The 13,055-nt window shown below is 39.1% G+C and carries 14 protein-coding genes and 1 riboswitch; of the genes, 6 read left to right on the forward strand and 8 right to left on the reverse strand.

The genetic code is table 11. The annotated features are described in order from the left end of the window. Positions 1-138 precede the first annotated feature (138 nt). Positions 139-1,512: an ABC1 kinase family protein gene (locus tag G0029_RS07200; RefSeq protein ID WP_180041466.1), complete on the reverse strand. Its 1,374-nt coding sequence runs from the start codon at positions 1,510-1,512 to the stop codon at positions 139-141. Positions 1,513-1,670: 158 nt separating this feature from the next. Continuing rightward, positions 1,671-1,976, reverse strand: coding sequence for a hypothetical protein (locus G0029_RS07205; RefSeq protein WP_180109864.1), 306 nt, complete (start codon positions 1,974-1,976; stop codon positions 1,671-1,673). 312 nt (positions 1,977-2,288) lie between these two features. Between G0029_RS07205 and prmB the strand changes: the two genes are divergently transcribed. The 3 genes from prmB (at position 2,289) to G0029_RS07220 (ending at position 5,137) form a co-directional block, all read left to right on the forward strand. Continuing rightward, complete coding sequence (gene prmB, locus G0029_RS07210; protein WP_078193871.1) at positions 2,289-3,299, forward strand: 50S ribosomal protein L3 N(5)-glutamine methyltransferase; 1,011 nt, start codon at positions 2,289-2,291, stop codon at positions 3,297-3,299. A gap of 13 nt (positions 3,300-3,312) precedes the next feature. Continuing rightward, positions 3,313-4,407: a chorismate synthase gene (gene aroC, locus G0029_RS07215; RefSeq protein WP_168378684.1), complete on the forward strand. Its 1,095-nt coding sequence runs from the start codon at positions 3,313-3,315 to the stop codon at positions 4,405-4,407. 214 nt (positions 4,408-4,621) lie between these two features. Next, the gene (locus tag G0029_RS07220) at positions 4,622-5,137 is read left to right on the forward strand and encodes a GNAT family N-acetyltransferase (RefSeq protein ID WP_180107209.1); all 516 of its coding nucleotides are present in this window, start codon (positions 4,622-4,624) and stop codon (positions 5,135-5,137) included. Between the two features lie 104 nt (positions 5,138-5,241). Here G0029_RS07220 and G0029_RS07225 read toward each other — a convergent pair whose 3' ends face one another. Both G0029_RS07225 and G0029_RS07230 read right to left on the reverse strand, forming a co-directional pair. Beyond that, the gene (locus G0029_RS07225; protein ID WP_180023579.1) at positions 5,242-5,769 is read right to left on the reverse strand and encodes a hypothetical protein; all 528 of its coding nucleotides are present in this window, start codon (positions 5,767-5,769) and stop codon (positions 5,242-5,244) included. Between the two features lie 174 nt (positions 5,770-5,943). Next, positions 5,944-6,717, reverse strand: a complete 774-nt coding sequence (locus G0029_RS07230) for a hypothetical protein (protein WP_180107208.1) — start codon at positions 6,715-6,717, stop codon at positions 5,944-5,946. A 229-nt stretch (positions 6,718-6,946) separates the two neighbouring features. After that, a riboswitch (glycine riboswitch) is annotated at positions 6,947-7,037 on the forward strand. 134 nt (positions 7,038-7,171) lie between these two features. Here G0029_RS07230 and G0029_RS07235 point away from each other — a divergent pair. Next, positions 7,172-8,413: a D-amino acid dehydrogenase gene (locus G0029_RS07235; RefSeq protein WP_180107207.1), complete on the forward strand. Its 1,242-nt coding sequence runs from the start codon at positions 7,172-7,174 to the stop codon at positions 8,411-8,413. Positions 8,414-8,488: 75 nt separating this feature from the next. Here G0029_RS07235 and G0029_RS07240 read toward each other — a convergent pair whose 3' ends face one another. Continuing rightward, on the reverse strand, positions 8,489-9,139 hold the full coding sequence (locus G0029_RS07240; protein ID WP_180107205.1) for a hypothetical protein: 651 nt from the start codon (positions 9,137-9,139) through the stop codon (positions 8,489-8,491). Positions 9,140-9,239: 100 nt separating this feature from the next. On the opposite strand from G0029_RS07240, the gene ispF reads away from it, so the two are divergent. Continuing rightward, positions 9,240-9,728, forward strand: a complete 489-nt coding sequence (gene ispF, locus G0029_RS07245) for a 2-C-methyl-D-erythritol 2,4-cyclodiphosphate synthase (protein ID WP_111884307.1) — start codon at positions 9,240-9,242, stop codon at positions 9,726-9,728. Here the strand turns inward: ispF and G0029_RS07250 are convergent. The 3 genes from G0029_RS07250 to G0029_RS07260 form a co-directional block, all read right to left on the reverse strand. Next, on the reverse strand, positions 9,716-10,240 hold the full coding sequence (locus G0029_RS07250; protein ID WP_180107203.1) for a protein tyrosine phosphatase family protein: 525 nt from the start codon (positions 10,238-10,240) through the stop codon (positions 9,716-9,718). The genes ispF and G0029_RS07250 overlap by 13 nt on opposite strands. A gap of 57 nt (positions 10,241-10,297) precedes the next feature. After that, on the reverse strand, positions 10,298-11,389 hold the full coding sequence (locus tag G0029_RS07255; protein WP_143221612.1) for a 3-deoxy-7-phosphoheptulonate synthase: 1,092 nt from the start codon (positions 11,387-11,389) through the stop codon (positions 10,298-10,300). 127 nt (positions 11,390-11,516) lie between these two features. Next, complete coding sequence (locus G0029_RS07260) at positions 11,517-12,413, reverse strand: sulfite exporter TauE/SafE family protein (protein ID WP_078193863.1); 897 nt, start codon at positions 12,411-12,413, stop codon at positions 11,517-11,519. A 388-nt stretch (positions 12,414-12,801) separates the two neighbouring features. Here G0029_RS07260 and G0029_RS07265 point away from each other — a divergent pair, with 388 nt between their 5' ends. Further along, on the forward strand, positions 12,802-13,029 hold the full coding sequence (locus tag G0029_RS07265) for a helix-turn-helix domain-containing protein (RefSeq protein WP_180107201.1): 228 nt from the start codon (positions 12,802-12,804) through the stop codon (positions 13,027-13,029). The last annotated feature ends 26 nt before the right edge of the window (positions 13,030-13,055 follow it).

Here is a 13,055-nt window from a genome sequence, read left to right on the forward strand (position 1 = left end):
ACGGCGAGGTTAGGTGGGATTCGATAGATAAATGATTAATTAAGAATAGAAAAGTAAAAAGGCTTAAAAGTATTGTTATTTTAAAATTGACTTGGCTGACATTTGAGTCAGCCAAGTTTTAAGGTCTGTATTGAATGATTATTGATATTTTTGAATCATACGACGAACATTGGTTTTTGCTTCAATGACGGTCATAAAGGTATATGCACCGATAAATTTACGGCTAATAAACATAAACTCTTTAGGTGGAACTGAGAAATAGCGAGATGCCATCGATTTTGACGCTTGTTGCATCACACGGCTATGTAATTGGCTTTTTTTCCAGTCATAGCGTTGTTGTTCGTCCATAACACCAGCAGGGATGTTTGGGTTATTTTCAGTGCTACTAAATGCCTCTGTCGCTAACAAAAAGACTTTAGCCATATCAGGTTTAATACTTTGTGGAATACCATCAAAGAACTCATAACCTGTCATCGCTTTGACCATTTGCTCAGAGCTGTGATGGTAACCCGCGGTAATCAAATTACGCGCAACGCCTAATAGATGCTCATCGAACTGACGGATCGCACCAAAGTCGAGGAGAACAATTTTATCTGGCACATCCGCACCATTGCCCAAACGCACCAAATAGTTTCCGAAGTTAGGGTCGGTTTGCATTTCACCCCATTCAAAAATTTCGCGTACGGCAATTTCAAGTGATGCTTCACCTAAGGCGTTACGGCGCTCTTGAGGAAGTGACAGCATTACTGGGCTGTTAATCGGCACACCACGTTCAAAAGTCATACACAGTACTTGAGGTGTTGAATAACTTTCAATGATTTGCGGCACGATATAGCGTGGGTCTTCTTTTAAGCGTGCAGCAAAACGGCGAGTGGTATCTGCTTCGATTTTATAATTTACTTCACGATGCATCATTTCACGAACTTCATCAAACCACTGATCAAATTCACGGGTTTGAGGCACCATTCGTGTCAGTTTGAGCATGTTTTTGAATAGATTCATATCCGAATCGATTGCATCTGCCACACCCGGATACTGGATTTTTAAAACCAGTTCTAAACCATCAGATTTGCGTTTTGCACGGTGAACCTGTGCCAGAGATGCTGTGCCAAGTGGCTCATGATCAATCACGAGATCATCAAGCTTTGAGCCAAGTTGATTTTGTAATTGAACTTTGATGGCAGGCCATGCCAATGCAACTGTTTGATTGTTCAGCGTGTTGAGGGCTTGGGTGATTTCTTCAGGCAGAAAATGTTCACCATACAACGCCATCATTTGCCCAATTTTTACAATCGAACCTTTTAATTTACCAATTTCTGCGACGAGATATTCGGCCTGATCTTTCATGGCTTTTTTACGCTTTTTCTCTTTTTCTTCTTCACTCGAAAAAATAGAAGTGGCGTTTGATGCTGCCCAACGAGTTCCCGCAAGTAGCGATGCCTTTGCGATAGATAAGCGTCGATCCATAGAAGACGTTTTCAAGTGTTTGAGCTTATCGTTCTGATCTGACATGTAAATTAAATCCTTTAATCAGCAATTCGCAGAAAAATACATTGTAGCTAATTTTAACGTTTCTTAACGTATTAAAATAGTTCAACTTACTGAATATGCAGTAAGCATTTGCAAACTTAAGCAAGATGCCGCGTAGACAGGCACATTGGAAAAGAAAACTATAAACGATATTTGATTTTTACCGTATCGTTTTGCATCAATGCCGCTTTATGTTCTTCAATATGTTGATGAATAAGGTGTTGGACAGATTCGTCTTTAAATCCGGCAGCATAACCTTTGACAATAATAATGCTCGGTAAGCTAAAAAATAGGGTGCGTGCGTTTTCTAGACTCGCATTTGGGAAAACTTGATGTTCGATCAATAGTTGCTGAAAAAATGCCTTTTCAGTTTGCACATTTAAAGACTGAGTGTCTTCCCAATAGCTCTGACGCATAGCCATGAGGTTATTGTGCTTATAGCTCATTGGAGCTCCGCATTTAAAATTTAACTGTTTGTATGGGGATGATTTTAAGAAATTAAAGCTTAGGATCAAGTACAAATTGCTAAACAATTGAGCTTGAATTGGTTTTTATTCGTAATTTTCATCTAATTAGATTTTATAGAATGCTGAAGAAAGGCATAAAGTACACATTTCATTTCAGCGAATGTATCAGACCTCATATATACGGTTATGAAATGCTTTCAAGCGGTGAATAATGCCGTATTTTTATTATAAATAGCATTAAAACAAGGTATCATAGGGCGTTTAAAAAATTATGAACTGGAGACGCCTTAAGTGGATCGACCGACTATTAGCCCTGAACATTTACAGGAAGCAGCTGAAAACCTATCTACAATTCGTGATTATATCCGCTTTGGGGTAACAGCTTTACGTCAATATGATGCCCACTTAGGACAAGGTACAGAAGACTATTTTGCTGAAAGCTCAGCATTGGTTTTACAAACGTTATCTCTAGATTGGAATGCAGATGCGGAAATCTTAGATGCGAAATTATTGCCAAGTGAAGTTGCAGAATTTTTAGCATTGTTAGAACGTCGTATTAATGAAAAAGTGCCGACGTCTTATTTACTAAACTTGTCATATTTCTTTGGTAAGCCATTTTATGTCGATGAACGTGTACTGATTCCACGTTCTCCAATTGCAGAATTGATTGAAAACCGTTTTGCGCCGTATTGCTTAGGTGAAAATGGCGAAATGGGTGCTGCGGTTAATAATCTACCTGAAAATGCCAATCCAAAAACTCCTCAGCGCATTTTAGATATGTGTACGGGTTCGGGTTGTATCGCGATTGCTTTAGCTTATGCATTCCCAGACGCTGAAGTTGATGCAACAGATTTGTCTAAAGATGCACTTGAAGTGGCGCAAATTAACTGTGAACACCACAATAAACAATATCAAGTGGCTTTACTTGAGTCTGATTTATTCGCCAAAATTCCAGCGGAAAATCAATATGATTTGATCGTGTCGAATCCACCATATGTGGATGCTGAAGACATGGCAGATTTACCAGAAGAATTCCACCATGAACCTGAAATGGCGCTTGCTGCGGGTCAAGATGGTTTGGATCTTGTCCGTAAAATGTTGGCACAAGCTGCAGATTACCTGACTGAAGATGGCTTAATTGTGATCGAAGTGGGTAACTCAGAATGGGCAATGCGTCAAAACTTCAATACCGTTGATTTTTACTGGTTACAGTTCCAAAAAGGCGGTACAGGTATCTTTGCATTGACTGCTGCTCAATGCCGCGAATACCGAGATTTATTTATTCAATCTGTTCAAGCATAAGGAGTCGTTTGACATGGCAGGTAATAGTATAGGGCAACTCTTCCGTGTAACGACTTGTGGTGAATCTCATGGCGTTGGTTTGATGGCCATTGTGGATGGGGTTCCACCGGGTATTGAACTGACTGAAGCCGATTTGCAAAAGGATCTGGATCGTCGTAAGCCGGGCACATCTAAGTTTGCGACTCAGCGTAAAGAACCCGATGAAGTTGAAATTATTTCAGGCGTATTTGAAGGCAAAACAACCGGTACATCGATTGGTCTATTGATCCGTAACACAGATCAAAAATCAAAAGATTATGGCAACATCGCGCAAACCTTCCGTCCGGGTCATGCAGACTATACTTATACACATAAGTATGGTTTCCGTGATTATCGTGGTGGTGGTCGCTCGAGTGCTCGTGAAACTGCGATGCGTGTTGCTGCGGGTGCGATTGCTAAAAAATTCTTGTTTGAGAAATTTGGCATCGAAATTCGTGGTCATGTAACCCAAATTGGTACCGAAAAAGCAGAGAAATTGGACTGGAATGAAGTTCCGAATAACCCATTTTTCTGTGGTGATGCAGATGCCGTCCCACGTTTCGAAGCTCTCGTAACGTCACTTCGTGAACAAGGAACGAGCTGTGGCGCCAAACTGGAAATTATTGCGACGCAAGTACCAGTCGGTTGGGGCGAGCCTGTATTTGATCGTTTAGATGCAGATATTGCACATGCTATGATGTCCATCAATGCTGTAAAAGGTGTGGAAATTGGTGATGGCTTTGGCGTTGCTGAGCAGTTTGGTCATGAAACCCGTGATGAGTTAACAACGGATGGTTTCTTGGCAAACCATGCAGGCGGCATTTTGGGCGGTATTTCGAGTGGTCAAGACATTCGTGTTGCTATTGCCTTGAAACCAACAGCTTCCATTACTACGCCGGGTAAAACCATTACGATTAATCGTGAAGATACTGATGTACTGACCAAAGGCCGCCATGATCCTTGTGTCGGTGTTCGCGCGACACCAATTGCAGAGGCGATGTTGGCAATTGTGCTCATGGATCACTTCATGCGTAACCGTGCACAAAATGCGGATGTTGTCGCTCCATTTGCTCCAATTGAACCCAAGTGAGGAAACAAAGCGCTGCTTTGTTTCGAACGCGGTTGGTGAGTAGCGTTAGCGAGTCACAGTGGATAAATAACAAAGCACTGCTTTTTGTTCCGATGCGGTTGGTGAATAGCGCTAGCAAGCTACACTGATGAGCAAATTGCATAAAAAAACCAGACAATTGTCTGGTTTTTTTATTTCAGTAAAATAGGCCTATGAAAATAAATAGATAAAAAATATGAATATGAGACATGCTTTACTTGATGATATTCAGCAGCTCGAAAGCTTAATGAATACAGCCTATCGAGAGAATCATCCCAAGAGCTGGACCACGGAACATCATATTGTTCGAGGAAATCGAATAAATGTCTCTCAACTCAGTCAACTCTTACAAAAAAAAGGATTTTCATCTATATGTGATGGAATCGGTACACGCGCAGATCATGGGGTGTATTGGTATTCAAATAAAGGGGGGAGCTGTGAAATTGGTCATTTTGCAATTCATCCAGATAAGCAAGCTCAGGGCTTTGGAAAAAAATTATTGCAATTTGCAGAACAGCAAGCGATGTTGATGGAACCCAATGTTGAAGAATTTGTCATGTATGTGATTGATCGGCGTTTAGAATTAATAAAATATTATCAACGACGTGGCTATAACATAACAGATGAAAATCAAGCCTATCCTCTTCATCTAGAGGTGGGTCAACCGATATATGAACTGACAATTAAACAATTAATTAAACGAATAAAATAAAGATCATGTGATGTATTTGATCAATTTATAAAGCGAGATGAATAAAAAATCCCAAAAGAAAACATACACTAACTTTTGGTATTTTTATTTTAGACTATTTGAGCTTAAGAATAAGCACGTAAAAATAGTCGATAGGCATCTGAAGATTTTTGGTTTTTTAACATATAGTGTGCGATTTCACCTTGGTTGGTATTCATTATCACAGCAATATTTTTTGCGTCCCGAAATTGTTTAAGCACAGCATCTGGGATCATCACGGTATTAGAAGAATCAATCACATTTGAATTATCTAAGCGACGATAATTTGTTTGACCAATTGCAGGATAAGACAAAACTTTGCCGTCAATCACAAAAGATATTTCACTCATATCAAGCTGCTGTTGATCATAAGAATGCAGTGAAAGTGCATACTCACCTTTGTTTTTTTGCCAATCAATTGCAAGTTCAGGACATTTTTGCCCAGCTTCACATAGTAACTGACCCCGAGTAATGGTTCGTTGGATCACTTTGCTGTTTTCAACGGTATTCACACCATTTAGCTTCAAGGTTCTTGTTTCAGGTTTATTTTTAGGTACGGTAATACAACCTGTGAGTAGTAGGAGTGTAAATCCTAGAACTAAATAATTTTTCATGCGTATTTCCATGTTAGTGTTATTTTTATGAGCAATATTTATTTTGGCGCATATTCACACAGAAAAACAAAAAAGTAAAATACATCACACTTTTCTAGTTTTGTTTGAGCACTGCTTTGATATAAGTGTTCGATATTCAGATAAAAAATATTTTTTAGTGATCTTTATTGCACTTCATAGAAATTTAGATATCTTAAGCAAAATCTGTGATTTCGCGCTATCAATCTGCTCGGGATTGGTTTGTCGAGATAATTGTTCACGTGGTTTTTCACCTAAAAAATATTTGATCCGTTCAGCATTTGCACCTGATGGATGGGGAAATCCAGCTAGAATCTGTTGATCATTTAAATAGCCTAAGTTACATACATAATTTAAAACCTCATCTACACCTTTGCCTAGCGGGATGTAAATTGCGTTAGGAAGCTGTTGAACCATAGAAATAAAATAATCATCAATATGTTGTTTTAATAATTCATTTTTCAACATTGCGGGCGTTGAACCAGCATAATTTTTTCCATTGACCAAAATGCATTGCTGTAAAACCGAGCACATTTGCACCATATCTTGATGATTGCTAAATAGCTCAGCAGTGGTCTGTATGCCTAATTGAATTTGTAATCCAATATGATCTAGCAGTTGAGTTAAATTTTTACGAATAGGGCCGCTAAAAGCACCACTATTTTTTGCAAGTTTAAGAATGTTTTCCTCAGATAATTGCTGCTCTAAGCCGTCCTTCGCTGCGATTAATGAATTACGCCATTGTTGTTGGCCTGGGCAGATGCCGACGATGACCACTTTTGCATCATGGTTTATGGCCTCGAATGGTGCATAAAAACTTTGAACAGGTCCCAGAGTCTTAAGAAGGAGTAAATCACTTTGGGTTAATTCTTCAATAGAATGTGTTTTGATCACAGATGCGTAGCGAGAGAAAAGTGTTGAATCCGACATAAAACTTCAATCTTTCTAGTTATAAATTTCATTTAATATTTTAAACCTTTATTTTAAAGATTAAGTATTTAGGTTTAGAAAAAATGATTTTAAATTTATAACCTAACAACTTAAGTCGATATAAAAATAATATTTAACAATATTGACCCAAATAGGACTTGAGATTTGGTACAAATATTGCTCATATCTAACTAAGGCAATACCAAGATGAATGCCGAATAAAAACGAATGGATGATTGCAGGAGAGAAGCACATATTGTGCTCGCCGAAGGAGCAAGTTCCCCCAGGAAACTCTCAGGCAAAAGGACTGTAATCATATAAAAAATCTGGAGAGAAGTAGGCTAGACCTACTCACCGAAGGGGAAGGTTCACATTGCTTCGCAAGGAACCAAAGCTCTCAGGTACCAATGACAGATGGGGCGAGCATAGGAAATATAATTTCCAAGGAGCCTATATGTGTCATATTGTTGTGATTGGTGCAGGTATTACTGGGGTAACGACAGCTTACGAACTCGGATTACTCGGTTATCATGTCACTGTGGTTGATAAACATCTTTATCCTGCGATGGAAACGTCGTTTGCCAATGGTGGTCAATTATCAGCGTGTAATGCTGAAGTCTGGAACCAAAAAGCAACGGTGGTGAAAGGCATCAAATGGATGTCACAAAAAACCGCGCCATTATTATTAAATCCTAGTTTTAATCTACACAAATATTCATGGCTCTTTGAGTTTATGGGACATATTAAAGATTATCGTGAAAATACTCACGAGACCGTTCGTCTCGCCTTGATGGCACGTCAGCGTTTATTTGAAATAGCTGAGCATGAAAACTTACAGTTTGATTTAGAAAAACGCGGCATTTTACATTTCTTTCATAATCAACATGATTATGAGGTGGCGACTCAAGTTAATAATATGCTCTGTGAGGGTGGTTTAGAGCGTCATCCTGTGACATTAGCTGAAATCCGTGATATTGAGCCTAGTCTGACAGGTGAATACTATGGTGGTTTTTATTGTCCGGGGGATGCCACGGGCGACATCCATAAATTTACGACGCAGCTTGCCAAAGCAACAGAACGCTTTGATGTGAAATATATGTGGGGCTTTGAGGTGACTGACTTTGAACATCATGCAAAAGGTGTCAATGTTCAGTTAAAAGCCAGTGATGAAAATATGGAACATCCCGATGCTGATACCATACTTGAAGCAGATGCTGTGGTGGTCTGTGGTGGCGTAGGTAGTTATGAACTTGCACATAAACTCGGTGATCGCGTAAATGTCTATCCAGTCAAAGGATATTCAATCACTATTAATTTAAATGATGAACAAAGTCAGGCCAATGCGCCTTGGGTGAGTCTGTTGGATGAAAGTGCCAAAATTGTGACTTCACGCTTAGGTGCAAATCGACTACGTGTTGCAGGCACGGCAGAGTTTAATGGCTATAACCGAGACATTCGTGCAGATCGAATTCAGCCCTTAATTGATTGGTCAAATCGTAACTTTAATCTATCAACAGAACATGTGGTGCCATGGGCGGGTTTACGACCAATGATGCCTAATATGATGCCTGTGGTGCATGCAGGTAAGCGTGATCATATATTCTATAATACTGGGCATGGTCATCTTGGATGGACCTTATCTGCGGCAACAGCTGCAATGATTAGCCAGCAAGTGCAGCAAACACATCCGATTTAACTGACATATTGTAGACATCAAAAAAGCCTCAATGTTGAGGCTTTTTTGATGTTTCTAAGTCATTCGAATTTGATCTTAATCATATAAGCGATAAATCCCTGCAAAACGTTCACAGCCTTTTTGTTCAGTTTTTACTGAGAGTAAGGCTTTACTGTAATTGAACTGATATTTGCAGTCGTGTTCATTATCGGTGATTTGATTTTTTTGTTCGGGTGTTGTGTAAGCTAAAAATGGAATGGTTTGTGTTTCAACTCGATTGTTCGGATTACGATAGGCAATGCCTTCTATTTTGATGCTGTCTTTGCCCAGTTGATGTACCTTTAAATGTACAGGTGATGTCGCAAAATGACCATTTTCAAATTTCAGATAATGCTGCGTTAAACTTTGGTTCATCGAGGTATAAATATTCAAATCTTCATGGCGAAGTTCAAACTGTTGTTTAAAACACTCCAAGTTTTTGCATTGCTGAACTCGGCTATACCATAATTTTTGCGTATCTATCAGTAAGCGTATTGGGGCATCGGTAATCAACTGCGCTGTTAAAAAAAGCCCATCTAGCTTTTCACGCTGTTCTTTAAAACGGTCAGAACAATAATTTTTTTTTGCCTGAGTATTGGCATGATCGCAGTTAATTTTTTCTGCATGCGTAAACGTCGCTAGGCCAGAACCTATTAGCAGAACCAGTCCGAATTTTTTGATGATATTTATTTCAGTTTTCAACAGCATGATCGCTTATACTTTCACTATGTTGCGCTTGCCCACACTATAGCGAAATAGAAAGCGTGAATACAAGATTTCAATCATTATTTTCTCAAGGAACTCAAGCATGATAGCTCAAATTCGTATCGGTCAGGGCATGGATGTACATGCATTTGAAGAAGGTGACTTTGTAACGCTTGCTGGTGTTCAAATTCCACATACACATGGACTCAAAGCACATTCAGATGGTGATGTGGTATTGCATGCGCTTTGTGATGCATTATTAGGAGCTTTGGCACTTGGAGATATTGGTCAGCATTTTCCAGATACAGATCCAAAATTTAAAGGTGCCGATAGTCGAGTACTTTTAAAACACGTCTACCAAATGATTTTAGATCGTGGATATGTACTTAATAATGCTGATATTACCGTGGCTTGTGAGCGTCCTAAACTAGCAAAACATAATTTAGAAATGCGTCAAAGTATCGCAGATGTTATGGATGTTGAAGTTACACAAATTAGCATCAAAGCGACCACCACCGAAAAATTAGGGTTTACCGGTCGCCAAGAAGGTATTCTTTCTACAGCAACTGTACTGATTTCTCACGCAAAATGATCTGGATGGATCAGTGCATGTTGTAAATCTTGAGTTGCCTTACGGCCTTGAAGTTGTAAGGCAACCGCATGGATTAAACCTGTCCATGTTTCATTGGGTTCCCAAATTTGATGCATCAAATCTTGAGCCTTTGGCATATCAACATCCATATAGTATTGACGATATAAATACATCAAACTGCTGACACGGAAGTTTTTCGCACAGTGAAGCCAAACCGTTTGACCTTGAACCAAATGGTCAATCATATCGAGTACTAGAAGGCATTGATCATCTGAAGGGGTATCCCAAGAGATCGGAACTTGGATATAGTTCAGGCCTAGATCTAGGCAAATGCGGTCTTCATGCTCGATATGATTGGATGCATTGGTCAGTGCTAAATTGATAACCGTTGAAACACCATATTCTTTGATCGTTTGAAGCTCAGAAGGAGATGGTTGACCGGACGTTAATAAATGTTCATGTATATATTGGAAGTTTTCAATGTGACTTAACGCATTTTCGATTTCATTCATCTGACAAATAATCCTTCAAAGTAAAACGCCATCTCGAAGATGGCGTTTTTCATTCACTTAGCGTGTCGGTAACACGTCTTTAAGTGCTTCATGCATCTCTAACAAGACTTTTTCAGTCGTATCCCAATCGATACAGCCATCAGTCACTGATTTACCATATTCGAGGTCACATAAGTTGGCAGGAATATCCTGACGACCACCTTTTAAGTGACTTTCTACCATAATACCCACGATTGACTTGTTTCCGTCAAGGATTTGTTCAGTAATATTTTTGAGAACAAGGGGTTGTAGGTACGGGTCTTTGTTTGAGTTTGCATGACTGGTATCAATCATGATTTTGCCACTAACTTTTGCTTTGGCTAATGCCGCTTCGGCATCTGCAACAGAACCTGCGTCGTAGTTTGGTTTACCGTTACCGCCACGAAGTACAACGTGTGCATATGGGTTACCACTGGTACGAATAACTGAAACTTGACCTTGGTCGCTTAAGCCCAAGAAGCTATGACCATGTTTAACAGATTGCATAGCATTGGTCGCAACGGTTAAACCGCCATCTGTACCATTTTTAAAGCCGACTGGTGAAGAAAGCCCAGAAGACATTTCACGATGTGTTTGGCTTTCAGTGGTACGCGCACCAATCGCTGACCAAGAGATAAGATCTTGGTAGTACTGTGGTGAGTTTGGATCGAGTGCTTCAGTTGCACAAGGCAAACCTTTTTCATTCAATTCAAGTAAAAGTTTACGGCCAATACGTAAGCCTTTTTCGATGTTGAAAGAATCGTTCATGTCTGGGTCATTAATCAGACCTTTCCAACCCACAGTGGTACGTGGTTTTTCAAAATACACACGCATCACGACATAAATCGTATCTTGGATTTTGTCACTTAAAACTTTTAAACGGTCAGCATAATCATGTGCAGCGACTGTGTCGTGAATTGAACATGGACCAATGACAACAAAAAGACGTTTGTCATTTCCATCTAAAATATTACGTACAGTTTCACGGCCCTTAAGGACTGTTTGATAGGCAGTTTCAGTCAGAGGTAGCTCTTTTTTTAGTTCTGCAGGAGTAACAAGAGGCTGAATGCTTTTTACATTCACGTCATCAATGTCGTTTTGGGTAATAGAATTTGACTGTAAAGTATTCATTGCCGTCACTGGTTTGATTATACAAAAGGTTGTTTCGTGAGCCGAATATAACATGAATATAGCATTCAAATGTTATAAAAAAGATCAATAAGTCTCTGAAAAAAAAGTGATGAATCGGGCAGTTAATTTAAACCTGCTGACTATTCACCGTCGGTGCGATCAACATTGCAGTTGTTGGTTTTTCGACAGGTTTTGATTTTACTGGATTAATGATGAAATTCATGCCTAAAACAAACAAGGTAATGCCTAAGACTTTACGAATGACTTTTTCAGGTAAACGTGAGCTGATTAAAGTTCCGACCACAATTGCAGGAATAGAACCCACCAATAACCAACCCAATAAATGAAAATCGACATTACCTGAGCTCATATGACCCAAGCCTGCAACCAGTGTAAGAAGCACGGCATGTACGACGTCAGAGCCGATAATACGAATCATCGGTAAGTTCGGGAACATAAGTACCAAAGCCATAATACCGAAGGCACCTGCACCAACAGACGATAGGGTAACGAATACACCTAAAATAATCCCCATGATGATGATATATGCACGCTTATTTTTAGCTTGGAAATTGATACGTTCAAGATCCGCACTCATATCATCTAACTGATCAGTTTTTCGAAATTTATTAAAGAATTTTTCGATATGACCACGGAAAATAATTGAGATCCCTGTAATCGTCAGCATAAAACCTAAAAACATGGTTAAGACGGTTTTGTAATGTGTCGATTGGCTGAGATAGTTTTCCAGTACCCAATGGGTCGCAAAAGACGCAGGGATACTGCCGACTGCAAGCCAAATAACAATGGTCCAAACGATATTCATTTTACGGGCATGGACTAAAGAACCACAAAATTTTGAAATTGCGGCATAAAGCAAGTCCGTACCAATAGCAATGTGAGGCTCAATTTTATATAGGCTAATTAATATTGGGGTCATGAGAGAGCCACCACCAACACCGGTAATACCTACGCAGAAACCTACAATTACACCTGCCAGAATGAACTCTAAAGGACCGACCATCGCTGAATGCCAAATATCAAAAAACGTGCATATCTTATGACTAATTGATATAAGTCGTTGTCTCGATTAGTGATTTGCTTGTGAAAAAAATAGATAAAGAGTGTCTTTAATTTGGAAATACATGAATTTTTACTAAGCTAAGTTATTGATTTCGGCTTTCTCAACTGGTTGATAGTTCAAATGGAGATTATGCTGCAGTGAAATCATGTATTTAGAATATAAGGTGATGACTATCTGAAATGCATATCTAATACCAAAAAACGCACCGTAGGTTTATTTTCCTAGTCTTTAATTAGTTATTTATCGATATATGCGACTGTGAACTTAAAGTCCATTCCTGCAAAATCTAATACTCCTTAAAAAGATAAGGTTTCGCCATTATTCCAATATGAGTAGAAGGACACTGACCAGACATTTTAAACATGCAACAGGGCTGCCTATTGTCACTTGGTTAAATAATGAAAGACTGCGATATGCGGCTGAATTGCTTGAAGTGACAGATTATTCGATTGATAAAATTGCGGAAAGCGCAGGTTTTAATACAGCAGTGCTATTTCGTAAATTGTTTAAGAATAAATACGGCACAAATCCGAACCATTGGTATAAAAAATTTTAGTTAGTAGCTAAGCACAGTGAGGAATA

It is taken from the genome of Acinetobacter sp. YH12138, assembly GCF_015218525.1.
Classification (GTDB): Bacteria; Pseudomonadota; Gammaproteobacteria; order Pseudomonadales; family Moraxellaceae; genus Acinetobacter; species Acinetobacter amyesii.

Bases quoted from the DNA above. Each gene is read 5' to 3' on its own strand.
- G0029_RS07200 (WP_180041466.1), bottom strand. From the start codon at position 1,512: ATGTCAGATCAGAACGATAAGCTCAAACACTTGAAAACGTCTTCTATG.
- G0029_RS07205 (WP_180109864.1), bottom strand. From the start codon at position 1,976: ATGAGCTATAAGCACAATAACCTCATGGCTATGCGTCAGAGCTATTGG.
- aroC (WP_168378684.1), top strand. From the start codon at position 3,313: ATGGCAGGTAATAGTATAGGGCAACTCTTCCGTGTAACGACTTGTGGT.
- G0029_RS07220 (WP_180107209.1), top strand. From the start codon at position 4,622: ATGAATATGAGACATGCTTTACTTGATGATATTCAGCAGCTCGAAAGC.
- G0029_RS07225 (WP_180023579.1), bottom strand. From the start codon at position 5,769: ATGAAAAATTATTTAGTTCTAGGATTTACACTCCTACTACTCACAGGT.
- G0029_RS07230 (WP_180107208.1), bottom strand. From the start codon at position 6,717: ATGTCGGATTCAACACTTTTCTCTCGCTACGCATCTGTGATCAAAACA.
- G0029_RS07235 (WP_180107207.1), top strand. From the start codon at position 7,172: ATGTGTCATATTGTTGTGATTGGTGCAGGTATTACTGGGGTAACGACA.
- G0029_RS07240 (WP_180107205.1), bottom strand. From the start codon at position 9,139: ATGCTGTTGAAAACTGAAATAAATATCATCAAAAAATTCGGACTGGTT.
- ispF (WP_111884307.1), top strand. From the start codon at position 9,240: ATGATAGCTCAAATTCGTATCGGTCAGGGCATGGATGTACATGCATTT.
- G0029_RS07250 (WP_180107203.1), bottom strand. From the start codon at position 10,240: ATGAATGAAATCGAAAATGCGTTAAGTCACATTGAAAACTTCCAATAT.
- G0029_RS07255 (WP_143221612.1), bottom strand. From the start codon at position 11,389: ATGAATACTTTACAGTCAAATTCTATTACCCAAAACGACATTGATGAC.
- G0029_RS07260 (WP_078193863.1), bottom strand. From the start codon at position 12,413: ATGGTCGGTCCTTTAGAGTTCATTCTGGCAGGTGTAATTGTAGGTTTC.
- G0029_RS07265 (WP_180107201.1), top strand. From the start codon at position 12,802: ATGAGTAGAAGGACACTGACCAGACATTTTAAACATGCAACAGGGCTG.